This is a genomic window from Abyssisolibacter fermentans (genome assembly GCF_001559865.1).
Classification (GTDB): Bacteria; Bacillota; Clostridia; order Tissierellales; family MCWD3; genus Abyssisolibacter; species Abyssisolibacter fermentans.
This window is the reverse complement of record NZ_LOHE01000067.1, coordinates 1-13,630: the sequence shown is the minus strand read 5'-3', so window position 1 is coordinate 13,630 and position 13,630 is coordinate 1. Positions and strand designations below refer to the sequence as shown.

The following is a 13,630-nucleotide window of genomic DNA, read 5'->3' as shown; positions in this document are numbered from 1 at the left end:
AAAATTTTGCCATAGGATTTTAAATATATACTAATCTTTAATAGAAGAGAGCGCTAAACAATTTATTTAGAGTATATTATTAGTTCGGATTTTTATTTAGTATTTTAAGTTTAAATTTTATAATTAAAAAAGTTATGAGTGGAATTAGCATACAAAAAAAACCTGAGTAATATCCCCAATATTTAACATACATATCCATAAGGTCCATTATACTTGGATGAACAAAGTAGCCTAGACAAATCATTAATAAACTGCAGGGAATTACAATAGTTTTATAATTTTTGATATTTAATATATCTGTTATACCATTTACTGAAGCAAATAAACATATACTTATTTTAAGAAAACCAGCTGTTGTTGTTGCAGCTAACATTATCATTTCTAGTCTTTCAATAAATTGTCCTATACTGATTTTACTAGCTACAGCATGTGAAGGAAAGTACGTCATAATGTACATGTCAAAACCCATAACTAAAATTTGTATTATACTAACAAACGCAAGATTCAGTCCACTTATAAGAATACTATATGTAAAAATTTTGTATGATGATTTTTTTGAAGGCAAAGTAAAATTAAGCATAAAGATAATTATACCTTCTCCAAAAGGTAGTGCTAGTGAATATAACGTGCCTTTTAAAATAGGAGTTATTCCATTGTACATTATAGGTAAGATATTATATATATTCATTAAAGGTAAAACTAAGAACATAGTCAAAATAGGAAGGGGAGCGTTAAAGAAAAAAAACAAATTACTCCATCTTCCAAGTACACTAATACCTGATTTTACAATCCACGCACATAATAAACACATAAAAATCATAGGAATTATCATTGGAGTTTCAGGCATAGAAATAGTTATCAAAAATTCTCCATATTCGTTTACAACTGTAGAACCTAGATAGAAGGCATAGCTTATATAAAGTAAGTTTACAATATTACCTAAAAATTTTCCATAAGCATATCTATGTATATCAAATAATGTTTTAGCATTTATACTATTAAGCATATTACAGTACATGTAAAAAAGCGGAAGAGAAAGAAACGTTGCAAACAATACAGCAATCCAATTATCTTGGCCGGCATCAGAAGCATTATGTAAAGCTAAAGAGCTTCCTAAAAAAAACAAAATTAATAAAGTAATTGCATGTCTTTCTGATAGCCTATGTTCACCCATAAATATTCCTCCAAAGTAACAGTTGATTTTTACTTAAATTAGTTTTTAGTTTAATTGCTAAAAGTAAAATAATTGTAACATTAAAAAATGCGTAGATTATGTAATTTTGTTTATTGAAGCAAATAAACTTTTAGATGAACCAAGTAGATTTTCAGTATATTTTCTAGTAATTAATATTGAGTCTAAAACTAATCTACTTTCTCAAATGAAAAGTTTAATTATATTTTATTATCATTCATTTTTATTATTTTTTAGTTAAGGTGATGGTGAGATAGTTTTATTTGTTAATGAACTACTATTGATATTTACTTTAACATTAACCTCCACAGGTAGTTGACTAAACACATTTTCCCAATTAGTGCTAATGCTTTTCCATTCATTTGGCATATGAGATTTTATTTTTGTACTAAATAGAAATATATCAGCTTTGTAGTCGTTTTGAACTTTTTTTATTGTATTTGTAATTCTTTCTTTAATCTGTATTTCAGCTTGTTTCTTAAGTAGTGGACGTTTTTTTTTGTCTAAAACATTAACAGTAGAACTTATTTCTCCTATGCCTACATCAATAGTTATGTCTAATTTCATGGTTAGCTCACCATTTTTTAATATTGGTTTTAGTTTTGATTTACAATTAAATACTTCTAAAGAAATTTTAGATGAAACAAAGTCATCATTAAAATCAACCAGAAGTATTCCTCCTTCAAGTTTATCTATTATTATTAGGTGATAAATAGTTTCCTGTTGATTTAAAGCTCCTACATATTTATTATTTTTAAATATAGCAGTACCATAAATTTCAGGAAAATTAACATTATTTAGCTCAACGATTTTTATAATAGGCAAATAAGCACTTGCACCTTCTCGAAATAATTGTAAAACATATTGCCATAAGTTGACACCACTATATTTAGAGATAACGTTTTGATTTCTAAGACTATCATTTATAAAAAAAGATGTTATATCATATAAGTGCTCCTGTGCATCTTCTCCTATTTTAGTTAATTCTAGTACCTCTGCTGCGGTTTTTTCATTAGATAAAAGAATATACATATCATCAGGATATTCAGCATCTCTAAATAAGTAATCTATAACAGGGATCATTTTTACTTTAGCTATTTCTTTACTGATTATTAATATTTCAACATGAGCAACTAATAGTTTCCTGCCATTTTGACTAGTACAATTTCGTATAGCACTAAAAACACTTTTTCCACGACTTTGAAATAATTCTCCTTCCATTTTATCTGAAGTTAGATTTATTATTTCAGTTGTAACAATATATTCTTGGCTGACATTGTCATAGTCAATAGCGATACCTGCTACAAGTGTACTTTTATCTAATTCTTTGTAACTCCAACAACCAGATAATAAAGTTATAGTCAGTATCAATATAGTAACAATAATTATTTTAAATTTATTCATAGGTAGCCTCGCAATATAAAATATTTACATATCCTAGTATTTAAAGTTAAAAGATGCCTTAAAGAATGTCTTAAAAACAGAAAATAAATATTACGTTTTATTTTTTAAAATAAAATAAAATAATGATATTGCGTTTATTGTTTACCAATTATAGCTTCAACAGCAACTCTTATACCATTTGCAGGACTTGGTATTTTAACACCAAAGCTTAACAGTAAACTTAAAACAAAAGCAAAACCAAAAAGAGTACAGTACACAATTAATTCTTTTTTATCACCTTGTTTATAAAGAGGAATTATTTCTAATAATCCTATAATTAAATACGCTAAGATAATCAACACAAACATTTATTTCACCACCTTTAAAGGTCTTGATTTTAAAGCACTACCTTTTATTTCAAAATCTAAGTCAAAAGTAAAATCTATATTACAAAACTCTTTGTTCCAATCATCTTCAAAGTTTCTCCAAACTTCAGGCATATTTATTTTTACAACTCTTCCAAAACCAAATATATCACTCTTGAGTTCTTTTTGAGCTTTTTTTATTAATGTTGTGACATCTTTTGTGATGCTCTTTTTAGCTTGATTTTCTATTAGTTTTAATCCATTTGGATTAAACAGATTAGTTAGACTACTGTATTCATTGATATTCACATCAATTTTCGACGATATATTTATTTGTATAATTCCCTCATTAATAGAAGGAGATAATTTTGTTTTAGAACTCAATATTTCAAAACTAATTGGAAAAGTTTCATCTTCAGTTTTTATATCAATAGTATATACACCGCCCTTTAGTTCATCAATTAATAATAGGAAATTTTCAGTTTCATTTCCATCTAGCCAGCCAACTATATTAGTTTCTTTAAAAACTGCAGTACCATGAATTTTACTTATAGTTTTATCTAGGTATTTTTCTTTTTTTATTGTAGGTAAAGTGGGGGATATATAATCATCTTCTAAAGCATTTATAAATTTCCATATTTCAGTTGCATGATATGTTGATATATTCTTTTCGTTTTCTAACATATCACCTAAGTAAAAAGAAGTAATATCTGTAATTTTAACATCTGTATCCCAAACATCTTTTGCAAGAGGATCTCTTGATACAAGAATATAAGCGTCATCACGAACTTCAGGATCTCTTCTAATAAAATCTAAAGCACTCATAAACATACTAGTATTTTCTATAATACTATTGCTAAAAATAAAAACCTTGCAATGACTCCAAAAAGCTTTTTTTCCACTTGTTTGAACAGTGTTTCTAATAGCATCAAAAAAACTAGGACCTCTATTTTCAATTACTTTAGATTTGATAGCCATTTCTTTTTCTTTAAGTTCGGATTTTACAATTTCTAAATTGATGACAATTTCATCTTTTTGTGAATCATAATCCATTGAGACTCCTGCAACGATATATTCATCTTCAATCTCTTTGTAGTTCCAACAACTTGTGCAAGTCAAACATGTAGTAATTATGGTTGTAAGTATTATTAATTTTTTTTTCATTATTATATTTACCTCTTAGTAAAATTGTTTTTTTTCTCTTTTCTAACTAAATTATTTTCACCAATAATTTTAGGTCTTAAATACATTAACCACCAAGGGGCTCTAATTTGAGTATCTTTAATGTCTTGAAAGTTAAAGGAAGTAATATTTTGCATATAGGGAACTCCAAAGGATTTCATAGACATTAAATGTATGAATAAACCAATTATACCAAATATGTATCCAAATAACCCCAAGAAAGCTGAAAGAAGTACGAATACTAACCTTACAACAATAAGAGCACCTATCATCTGTGGAGAAAGAAAGTTACAAATACCTGTTAAAGCAGTTATGATGACAATAGGAGAACTTACAAATCTGGCTGCAACGGTAGCTTCTCCAAGAATTAGTGCACCAACAAAGCTAATAGCTGAACCAATTGGTGCTGGCAATCTAATACCACTTTCTCTAAGTATTTCGAATTCGAGTAGCATAAGCAATATTTCAGCTATAGTTGGTAAAGGAACCCCTTCTCTAGCGGATGAGATACTAAGTAAAAGTGGTGTAGGTATCATTTCCTTGTGAAATGTTGTAAGAGCAACATATATAGCTGGTAAGCTTGTAGAAATAAAAAAAGCTAGATATCTTAACATCCTATTTATAGACGAGAAAATATACCCATTATAATAATCCTCATTAGCTTGAAAATATTCAATAAACAAAAATGGAACTGTAAGTGCGTGAGGAGTACCATCTATAATGATTGCAACTCTACCTTCTAATAAGTTAGCAGCAACTTTATCAGGTCTCTCAGTATTGCCTACTGTAGAAAATGGTGAAAATGGAGAGTCCTTAATTAATTCTTCAACATATCCTGATTCTAGTATTGCATCTATTTTTATTTCATCTAATCTTTTATAAACTTCGTTGAGTATATTTTTATTAACTATCCCATCTATATAGCAAACGCATATTTTTGTCTTAGTTCTTTCTCCTAGTGTTTTAAATTTAAATTTTAAATCAGAATTGGTTATTTTTTTTCTTATTAATGATAAATTTGTCATAAGTGTTTCATTAAATCCTTCTTTAGGGCCTCTAACAACAGTTTCGGAAGTAGGTTCAGATATAGATCTTTGACTCCAGCCTTTTGTTTCTAATATTAATGCTTCACTATATCCATCAACAAGCAATAATGTATCTCCGTATAAGATACTACTAACCATATCTTCTACAGAATCTATTTTTTTAATATCACTTCCTATGAGTACGTGTTTATAAATATACTCAAAATCATTCTGCTTTAAATGAGCTTCTACTACTGGTTTTATAATATTTCTATCAATATAATTACCATTAGACATTCCTTCGCAAAATATAGCTGTTAACCGTATATTTGGATTTTGTGAATTTCCAAAGGTTCTATACTTAATCATGTCATCATTTATAAAAATGCTTTTAAAAAGTTTTATATTATTATTCAAAGAACTTGTTGTCTTCCATTCTAAATATTCATTTTTACTATTATTTTTAATACTTTGCTTTTTAAATAATTTGTCTTTAATAATTTTAAACATAATCTACGCTCCTTGTTAGATTTGGAGAATAAAATTATTATTTGTATTTGTTATAATATTATTCCATAAAAGTAATACAAATATAATTATTCAAAATAAAAGACAAAATCGCATTATATAAAAATTGACCTAATACTTACTAATGACAAATTTAATTTATTATCTTGTTTTAGTTCATGTAATATTTTGTAGCTTAATAAATAAATATAGCTAAAAGAAAGTTGAATTTAAACTGAACATAATGTATAATAAAAAATGATAAAAATTATCATTCGCATAATTTTTGTAATATCTGTATATATAAGCTGTGGATCTATATAATTAGTTAAAAAATAAAAATTAATTAAAAAATATTAAAAACATTGTATAAATTTTCTTTTTTAAGAAAGGTGATAATATGAGTAAAAACAAGTTAACGACCTTAAAAAAAGTCGGTTCAATACTTTTTGGAATAGATACAAGTGGTTCTGATGTATTACAAGATACAGAAGGATTAGAAAAAATAGTTTTGGTAGGCAATCCTAATGTTGGTAAAAGTGTTATATTTAATAAATTGACAGGTGCGTACGTAACTGTTTCTAATTATCCAGGGACTACTGTTGAAGTTTCTAGAGGTAAAGGTAAAATAGGGAATAAGCAATATGAAATTATAGATACTCCGGGAATGTATTCATTATTATGCATTACTGAAGAAGAAAAAGTTACAAGGGATTTACTTTTAAGAGAAAGTCCAAAAGCAGTTATTCATGTAATAGATGCTAAAAATATTCAGAGAATGCTGCCTTTAACAATACAGTTGTTAGAAGCTGATTTGCCAGTAATATTGGTTTTAAATATTATGGACGAGGCTGAAAAACTAGGTCTTAAAATAGACATTGATAAATTAGAACAAGAGTTAAACATGCCTGTCATATCAACTATAGCAGCCTTAAACAAAGGAGTAGATTTACTAAAAGAAAGGGTTGATAAGTTTGTCAGCGTTGCATAATGTTACTTATGACGAAATCATTGAAGATTCTATAAACGAAATTGTTAAGATATTAAAATATGAATATGTGTTATCTAAAAGATCAATAGCATTATTATTACTTCAAGAGGATAATGATGTGATTGAGATGGTTAAAGCACAGGAAAAAAATAACTATATAAAAATAATTGATATAATTAATAAAGCTAAAAAAAACTACGATAAACCTTTAAACTATGTTATAGGAACTATGAGACAGAATTATGTTGAAATAATTAGTAATAAAGTAGTAACTAAAAATAATAATAACGAATTTGGTTCTAGTTGGCTTGATACAGCTACAATGAATCCTATAAGTGGGTCTATTATTTTAATATTGGTCTTATATTTTGGCCTTTATAAGTTTGTTGGTCAATTTGGAGCTGGTACAGTTGTTGACTATATTGAAACGAATTTATTCGGTGCATATATCAATCCGTGGGTTAATTCCCTAGTAAATAATCATATACCATGGACATGGTTACAAAATTTAATAGCAAATGATTATGGTATACTTACATTAGCATTTAGATATGCGATTGCTATAGTACTTCCTATAGTAGGTGCGTTCTTCTTAATTTTTTCAATTATAGAAGATAGTGGTTATTTACCTCGTTTAGCAATGTTAGTTGACAGGTTATTTAAGGTTATTGGTCTTAATGGTAGAGCAGTAATACCAATGGTATTAGGCTTTGGTTGTGATACTATGGCAACTATGGTTAGTAGAACACTTGAAACTAAAAGAGAAAGAGTATTGATAACACTTTTATTAGCATTGACAATACCATGTTCGGCTCAACTAGGAGTTATTATGGCACTTCTTTCACAGGAGCCAAAGGCATTATTAGTTTGGATTGCATTTATGGTTTTTGTATTCTTATTTATTGGCTATTTATCTTCTAAGGTTTTACCAGGAGAAGGAGCTAAATTTTACATGGAAGTACCTCCTTTAAGGATGCCGAAGATAACAAATGTTTTGTCAAAAACTTACACAAGAATGCATTGGTATTTTATTGAGATTATACCGTTATTCATATTTGCTAGTGTATTGATATGGTTAGGATATTTAACTGGATTTTTTGATTTAGTGTTAACAGCACTTAATCCAATAGTTAATGCAATTGGATTACCAGATGAACTTTCAAAGGTGTTTTTATTTGGATTCTTTAGAAGAGATTATGGAGCAGCTGGTTTATTCGATATGAGGAAATCAGGATTATTAAATTATAGACAATTAGTGGTTGCAGCATCAACTCTTACACTTTTTGTTCCTTGCATTGCACAATTTGCAATGATGATAAAAGAAAGAGGTGCAAAGACAGCTTTTGCTATGGGAGCCTTTATATTTGTATTTTCATTTATAGCGGGATATATACTTAATTTACTATTAACTACATTAGGAGTATTAGCATGATAAAATGTAGTTTTTGTGGTTACGAGTTTGATGAGCAGCAATTAAAAGAGGGATGTGTAAATTGTCCAATGTCTAAAGCTTGTAATAAATTCAAATGTCCAAACTGCGGATTTCACGTTATGAAAGAACCAAAATTAATAATACAATTAAAGAAATGGGTGAAGAAAATTGAATTCAGAAATAAAAACAAATAACATTATAGCTGTAAGTAAGCTTAATAAAGGCGATGAAGCAGTAGTTGTTGAAATAAAATCAGAAGATGATTCTGTTCTAAGAAAACTTATGGCAATGGGAGTTTTGCCAGGAATAAAACTCAAAATGCTACAAAGATTTCCTTCGTTTTTTTTTCAAGTGGGATATACAAAAGTTGCAGTAGATAAAGAAATTGCTTCAATGATTTATGTTAGTTTTTAAAGTACTTTAAGATATGTAGTATAGTGCTTTTAGTATAAGTTAAATATTTTTAAAAAAGAATTTAGTAAAAATACAATGAATAATCGTTGTTTTTTCTAAATTTTTTTTTGATTAAAATATTTTAGTGATATACATAAAGTAAAAAAAGAATATGTTAAAATAAGATTAAGATATATAGATAGAGAATTAAGGATTTTATTAAATTTTGCCGATAAATTATATAGATAAAAAATTAAGAAGTAGATTAAACCTTGATTATTCATCTAATGCTGAATAATCAGGGTTTAATAAATATAGTAAATTTAGTATAATACATATAGGAGGAACTTATGTTTAAATTTGGTTCAAAAGATATTAATTTAGACTATAGTATAATGTCTAAAAACAATATACCATTATTAATAGAAGATAAAACTTGGATTAAGCTATTTGGAGACAATCAAGATAAAGATATAGTTAAATTTAAAACAGAGTTAGAGGATTATGCTATAGATTTAAAGAAAGCATATAAAGAAAAACAATTAGCTGTAAATGGAAAAAGAGATTTGATGGCTCAAATTATTAATCTTTCTCATAGAGTTAATAATGGCGATGAGATAAATTCATTACCACAATTACAAGAAAAACAAGAAGAATTACTAAAATTGAATGAAGTACTTGAGGAAGCACAATTCAAGGTAGAAATTATACCTTCGCAAATGAGAAAAGCTAATTACAATTTGTTAAAAACAACAGTCAAATTAGCATACCAAAATCTAAAAGAAGATGAAAGACATTTTGAATCTTTAGTTGAAGATATTGAGCATTATAGAGAAAAGTTAAGGATTATGATTGAACAAAAAAACGATTACGAAGAAAAGATTAATGAAACATATAAGTTTATGCATAGTATGTTAGGCGGAAAAGAAATTGATAAGTTAGATAAAAATATGCTTGAGTAGTTATTATAGGTCTATTTTACAAATTGTTAATGGATATCAAAAAACGATTGGACAAACTATAAGTTGAAGGCAACAAATTTAATATAGATAAAGAAATTATATCTAATTTAAGGAAGGAAGATTGAATGAAGACAAATATAGTCATGTTTATTATTTTGTTAGCTAGTAGCTTGGAAATATTTTTAAGAGTTTTTAGTAAGGTTATAACAAAAATATTTACCTTATTAAAAAAAGATAGTAAAATACCAGTCAAAATTGATATAGTATTTAAACTTATATGGGTAGCATTATTATTAGTTTCAGCTGTTTATTTTATGTTTAAAGGAGTAGATGCACTGGCTAAATTATTTGGAATACCACTAGACAAAAGTATTATTGATATTTTCAAATGATAAAACATAGTATTTTATAGTTGCTTTGTTTCTGATTATTCATTACCTCCTCTGAGCATGCTGTATAATTTTTTATAATAATTTGGGTTTGTGTATATTAAATAAAGCAATGGCTATATATATAATATAAGCAGAGAATTAAACCTTGATTATTTATGCTGTATAGTTTTGAATTATGAGCAGAGAACCTAAATTTTAATTTAGTGTGAATCGCTTATTAATACGTAGTCTGAGGCACATCTAAGCTAACATTCTCGACATACCGAGTTGGTATGTCGAGAATTTGGTTTAATTTTCCATGAATAATCTAGGTTAAATATAACTTTTGCACAATAAGTAATGAATTCTTACGAGTAAAATAATATAAAGCAAAGCAATGTCTAAATTTATGAAAAAATATACTTCTTAGTAAGTTGTTTTTCTTATAGTTTATTCAAGTTAGAAAATTTTCATATAGCTAGGAAGGAAGTAATAATTATATGATCATAGGAAATGGGATAGATATAATAGAAATAAAAAGGATAAAAGATATACTAAATAAAAATAAAAGATTTTTAAAAAAAATATTTAATGAAGAAGAAATAGAAATATTTAAGGCTAATGGATACAGCACTCAAACAATATCGGGATACTTTGCTGCCAAAGAAGCTGTTAGTAAGGTTTTAGGTTGTGGTATAGGTAAAATAAGATGGCATGATATCAATATATCTAATGATAAACTTGGAAAGCCTATAGTTAGTTTAAATGGTAAAGCTTTACTATACGCAAATGAAATAAACATAAAGAAAATTCATTTGTCTATAACACATAATAAAAATTATGCTGTAGCGAGTGCAGTTGGAGAAGATAAAGACATATTTGAATTAAAAAGCTCAAATTTAGAAGAGACAGGTAATTTAATAACTTGTGAATTTGTGAAAAATAAACTTAAGCAAAGAAAGAGTGAAACCCACAAGGGAGATTACGGTAAAATAGGAATAATAGCTGGAAGTATGGGTTTCTCAGGTGCAGCCTATTTATCAAGTACAGCAGTGCTTAAAAGTGGCGCAGGTTTAGTATATTCGTTAATACCTAAGACTATAAATAATATTATGGAAGTTAAAACAACAGAAGTAATAACTATACCAATAGATGATAATGATAAGGGATTTTTCACCAGTGCTAGTATAGAAAGTATTTTAAATTGTATCAAAGATATGGATGCAATAGCAATTGGACCTGGTATAGGAGTTGATGAGGATAAAAAAGATTTAATTAAAACTATATTAAAAAATTATAATAAACCTATAGTATTAGATGCAGATGCTTTAAATTGTATTGATGATCTAGAAATATTAAAGAAGAGAAATTACAGTACAATAATTACTCCTCATCCTGGCGAAATGGCTAGATTGATGAAAGTTACCACTGAAGAAATACAAAACAATAGATCGAAATATGCAAAACAACTATCACAAAAATGTAATATAATCACTATACTTAAAGGTTATAATACAATAGTAGATAATAAAGGAAATGAGCAGTATATAAATACTACGGGTAATCCCGGTATGGCGACTGCTGGTAGTGGAGATATTTTAACAGGTATAATTGCTGGGTTGTTAGGTCAAGGACAAAGTGATATAGATGCTTCTAGGATTGGTGTATTTATTCATGGATTAGCTGGAGATATAGCTGCAAATGAAAAGGGGCAGTATGGAATTACATCAATTGATATATTAGAAAATGTTCCTTATGCAATTAAATATATGATTTCAGATTGTTTATAGAAATTTATTAATGGAGATGATTATTTAAATATGAAACATTTCATTTTAGTATTTATAGCAGTAATTATTTTATTTATTTCAGCTTGTAATAATAATGAAATAAATAAAACAAAAGAAGAAATTTTTAATGAACTGCAAAAAACTATAGATGAAATGGAAACGTATAAATGTAAAGTTAAAATGAAAGTGTACGGGAATAAAAGTGAGAAATTATATTTATTAGAACATATTTTTAAAAAACCAAACTTATTTTATATAAAAATGCTTAAGCCTGAAGAAAGTAACGGATGTTTAACTATATATAATGGTGAAAATATGTGGCTTTATCACCCGCAAATAGAAGAATCTTATATGCTAAAGAAAAGTTTTAATGATACATATACAGATAAGTGTTTATTTATTGGATACTTTTTAAGGAATTTTTTAAATTCAAATGATAAATTAATAGAAGAAGAAGTTATTAATAATAAAAAATATTTAGTATTAACAAAAAAAGATAACAGTAAAAGTGAATATAGAAAAAAAGAAAAACTATGGATGAAAGTCCAAGATTTTAAACCATATAAACTAATAATTTTTAATGAAAACAATGAACTATCATTAGAAGTTGAATATTTTGATTTTGAATATAATGTAAAAATTGAAAAAGAAATATTTCAAATGCAAAATAATAAATAACTATAATACATGAGGGGGATAAAATGTGGATATTTTAAGAACAACTAGACCTACATGGGCAGAAATCAACTTAGATAATCTTGCTCATAATATTAAAGAAGTTAGAAGAATAACGAAAAAAGATACACTTATAACAGCAGTTGTAAAAGCGGATGCATATGGTCATGGAGCAGATGTCGTAACAAAAGTTTTCTTGGATAATGGCGGAGATAGATTAGCTGTAGCCACATTGTCTGAAGCAGTTCATTTACGTAAATTATACAATGAGCCCATACTTATATTAGGCTATACACCAGACTATCAATCAGATATTGTTGTTGATAATGATATTACACAAACTATATACACATATAGTCAGGCTAAAGCTTTATCATTAGCTTCAAAAACAGCTAATAAAGTAGCTAAAATTCATATTAAGTTAGATACTGGTATGGGTAGACTTGGGTTTCAGCCTAATAACGAAGCATTAGAAACAATTAAAAAAATAGCAAGGCTTCCTAACATAAATATAGAAGGTATGTTTACTCATTTTGCACTAGCTGATTCTAGAGATAAAGAAACAACTCAACTTCAATTTAGTAAGTATAAGGAATTTGCAAGCTTACTAGAAAAAAATGGGATAAACATACCTGTAAAGCATGTATCAAACAGTGCTGCAACTATTGATTTACCTGAATATAACTTAGATATGGTTAGGGCAGGTATTATGCTGTATGGATTACAACCATCTAATGAAGTTTGTGTAGAAAAAATAGACTTAAAACCTGCTATGTCCTTGAAAACTAAAATAGCACACATCAAAGAAGTAGATGCTGATCAAGGTATAAGCTATGGACATATCTATAAAACAACTAAAAAGCAAAAAATAGGCACATTATCTATAGGTTATGCAGATGGTTATACTAGGCTTTTATCATCAAAAGCATATGTTAGCATTAATAATCAAAAAGCTCCGATAATAGGACGCATATGCATGGATCAATGTATGGTTGATATCACAGATATTGAAGATGTTAACATAGGTGATGAGGTTGTACTATTTAGTGATAATGGTATAAGTCCTTCTATTGATGACATAGCAGATATGTTAGGAACAATTAATTATGAAGTAGTATGTATGATAGGAAAAAGAGTTCCAAGAGTATATAAAAAAGAAAATAAAATAGTACAAATAACGAATTATATATAAAACTAATTAAACACTAAAAGAAGGGGCTATATAAGTATTTGTTACATAATAATCAGTAAAATGTCTTAATATGGCGAAAATAAGGAACAATATGGAAAATATGTTTAATTAGCTTAAAAGTAATACAAATTTAACATAAATATTGTGTTGTTAGCGTAAAGTTATTGTAG

14 protein-coding genes are annotated in these 13,630 nt (G+C 27.2%); 9 read left to right on the top strand and 5 right to left on the bottom strand.

Annotated elements, in window-relative coordinates:
* Positions 1-79: 79 nt before the first annotated feature.
* The 5 genes from AYC61_RS11470 to AYC61_RS11450 all read right to left on the bottom strand — a co-directional run bounded on the left by AYC61_RS11470 (position 80) and on the right by AYC61_RS11450 (position 5,657).
* Positions 80-1,174: a GerAB/ArcD/ProY family transporter gene (locus tag AYC61_RS11470; RefSeq protein ID WP_066502140.1), complete on the bottom strand. Its 1,095-nt coding sequence runs from the start codon at positions 1,172-1,174 to the stop codon at positions 80-82.
* A gap of 255 nt (positions 1,175-1,429) precedes the next feature.
* Entirely contained in the window at positions 1,430-2,596 is a 1,167-nt protein-coding gene (locus tag AYC61_RS11465) for a Ger(x)C family spore germination protein (RefSeq protein WP_066502137.1), read from the bottom strand.
* Between the two features lie 134 nt (positions 2,597-2,730).
* Positions 2,731-2,943, bottom strand: a complete 213-nt coding sequence (locus AYC61_RS11460) for a hypothetical protein (RefSeq protein WP_066502134.1) — start codon at positions 2,941-2,943, stop codon at positions 2,731-2,733.
* Complete coding sequence (locus AYC61_RS11455; protein ID WP_066502131.1) at positions 2,944-4,104, bottom strand: Ger(x)C family spore germination protein; 1,161 nt, start codon at positions 4,102-4,104, stop codon at positions 2,944-2,946.
* An 8-nt stretch (positions 4,105-4,112) separates the two neighbouring features.
* Complete coding sequence (locus AYC61_RS11450) at positions 4,113-5,657, bottom strand: spore germination protein (protein WP_066502129.1); 1,545 nt, start codon at positions 5,655-5,657, stop codon at positions 4,113-4,115.
* A gap of 397 nt (positions 5,658-6,054) precedes the next feature.
* Here AYC61_RS11450 and AYC61_RS21690 point away from each other — a divergent pair, with 397 nt between their 5' ends.
* The 9 genes from AYC61_RS21690 (at position 6,055) to alr (ending at position 13,460) form a co-directional block, all read left to right on the top strand.
* The gene (locus AYC61_RS21690) at positions 6,055-6,645 is read left to right on the top strand and encodes a FeoB small GTPase domain-containing protein (RefSeq protein WP_066502123.1); all 591 of its coding nucleotides are present in this window, start codon (positions 6,055-6,057) and stop codon (positions 6,643-6,645) included.
* Positions 6,629-8,077, top strand: coding sequence for a nucleoside recognition domain-containing protein (locus tag AYC61_RS11440; RefSeq protein WP_242866783.1), 1,449 nt, complete (start codon positions 6,629-6,631; stop codon positions 8,075-8,077). Before AYC61_RS21690 ends, AYC61_RS11440 begins: the two co-directional genes overlap by 17 nt.
* Positions 8,074-8,271 carry a hypothetical protein gene (locus AYC61_RS11435; protein WP_066502120.1) on the top strand — a complete coding sequence of 66 codons (198 nt, stop codon included), beginning with the start codon at positions 8,074-8,076 and terminating at the stop codon, positions 8,269-8,271. Before AYC61_RS11440 ends, AYC61_RS11435 begins: the two co-directional genes overlap by 4 nt.
* Positions 8,246-8,491, top strand: coding sequence for a FeoA family protein (locus AYC61_RS11430; protein ID WP_242866782.1), 246 nt, complete (start codon positions 8,246-8,248; stop codon positions 8,489-8,491). The genes AYC61_RS11435 and AYC61_RS11430 overlap by 26 nt, the downstream gene beginning before the upstream one ends.
* A 329-nt stretch (positions 8,492-8,820) precedes the next feature.
* On the top strand, positions 8,821-9,432 hold the full coding sequence (locus tag AYC61_RS11425; protein WP_066502116.1) for a hypothetical protein: 612 nt from the start codon (positions 8,821-8,823) through the stop codon (positions 9,430-9,432).
* Positions 9,433-9,557: 125 nt separating this feature from the next.
* The gene (locus AYC61_RS11420; protein ID WP_066502109.1) at positions 9,558-9,824 is read left to right on the top strand and encodes a hypothetical protein; all 267 of its coding nucleotides are present in this window, start codon (positions 9,558-9,560) and stop codon (positions 9,822-9,824) included.
* Between the two features lie 479 nt (positions 9,825-10,303).
* Positions 10,304-11,593 carry an NAD(P)H-hydrate dehydratase gene (locus AYC61_RS11415; RefSeq protein ID WP_066502106.1) on the top strand — a complete coding sequence of 430 codons (1,290 nt, stop codon included), beginning with the start codon at positions 10,304-10,306 and terminating at the stop codon, positions 11,591-11,593.
* 30 nt (positions 11,594-11,623) lie between these two features.
* Entirely contained in the window at positions 11,624-12,271 is a 648-nt protein-coding gene (locus AYC61_RS11410) for a LolA family protein (RefSeq protein WP_066502105.1), read from the top strand.
* 31 nt (positions 12,272-12,302) lie between these two features.
* Positions 12,303-13,460, top strand: a complete 1,158-nt coding sequence (alr, locus tag AYC61_RS11405) for an alanine racemase (RefSeq protein ID WP_066502460.1) — start codon at positions 12,303-12,305, stop codon at positions 13,458-13,460.
* The last annotated feature ends 170 nt before the right edge of the window (positions 13,461-13,630 follow it).

Bases quoted from the DNA above. Each gene is read 5' to 3' on its own strand.
- AYC61_RS11410 (WP_066502105.1), top strand. From the start codon at position 11,624: ATGAAACATTTCATTTTAGTATTTATAGCAGTAATTATTTTATTTATT.
- AYC61_RS11470 (WP_066502140.1), bottom strand. From the start codon at position 1,174: ATGGGTGAACATAGGCTATCAGAAAGACATGCAATTACTTTATTAATT.
- AYC61_RS11435 (WP_066502120.1), top strand. From the start codon at position 8,074: ATGATAAAATGTAGTTTTTGTGGTTACGAGTTTGATGAGCAGCAATTA.
- AYC61_RS11420 (WP_066502109.1), top strand. From the start codon at position 9,558: ATGAAGACAAATATAGTCATGTTTATTATTTTGTTAGCTAGTAGCTTG.
- AYC61_RS11455 (WP_066502131.1), bottom strand. From the start codon at position 4,104: ATGAAAAAAAAATTAATAATACTTACAACCATAATTACTACATGTTTG.
- AYC61_RS11465 (WP_066502137.1), bottom strand. From the start codon at position 2,596: ATGAATAAATTTAAAATAATTATTGTTACTATATTGATACTGACTATA.
- AYC61_RS11450 (WP_066502129.1), bottom strand. From the start codon at position 5,657: ATGTTTAAAATTATTAAAGACAAATTATTTAAAAAGCAAAGTATTAAA.
- AYC61_RS11415 (WP_066502106.1), top strand. From the start codon at position 10,304: ATGATCATAGGAAATGGGATAGATATAATAGAAATAAAAAGGATAAAA.
- AYC61_RS11425 (WP_066502116.1), top strand. From the start codon at position 8,821: ATGTTTAAATTTGGTTCAAAAGATATTAATTTAGACTATAGTATAATG.
- AYC61_RS11460 (WP_066502134.1), bottom strand. From the start codon at position 2,943: ATGTTTGTGTTGATTATCTTAGCGTATTTAATTATAGGATTATTAGAA.
- AYC61_RS21690 (WP_066502123.1), top strand. From the start codon at position 6,055: ATGAGTAAAAACAAGTTAACGACCTTAAAAAAAGTCGGTTCAATACTT.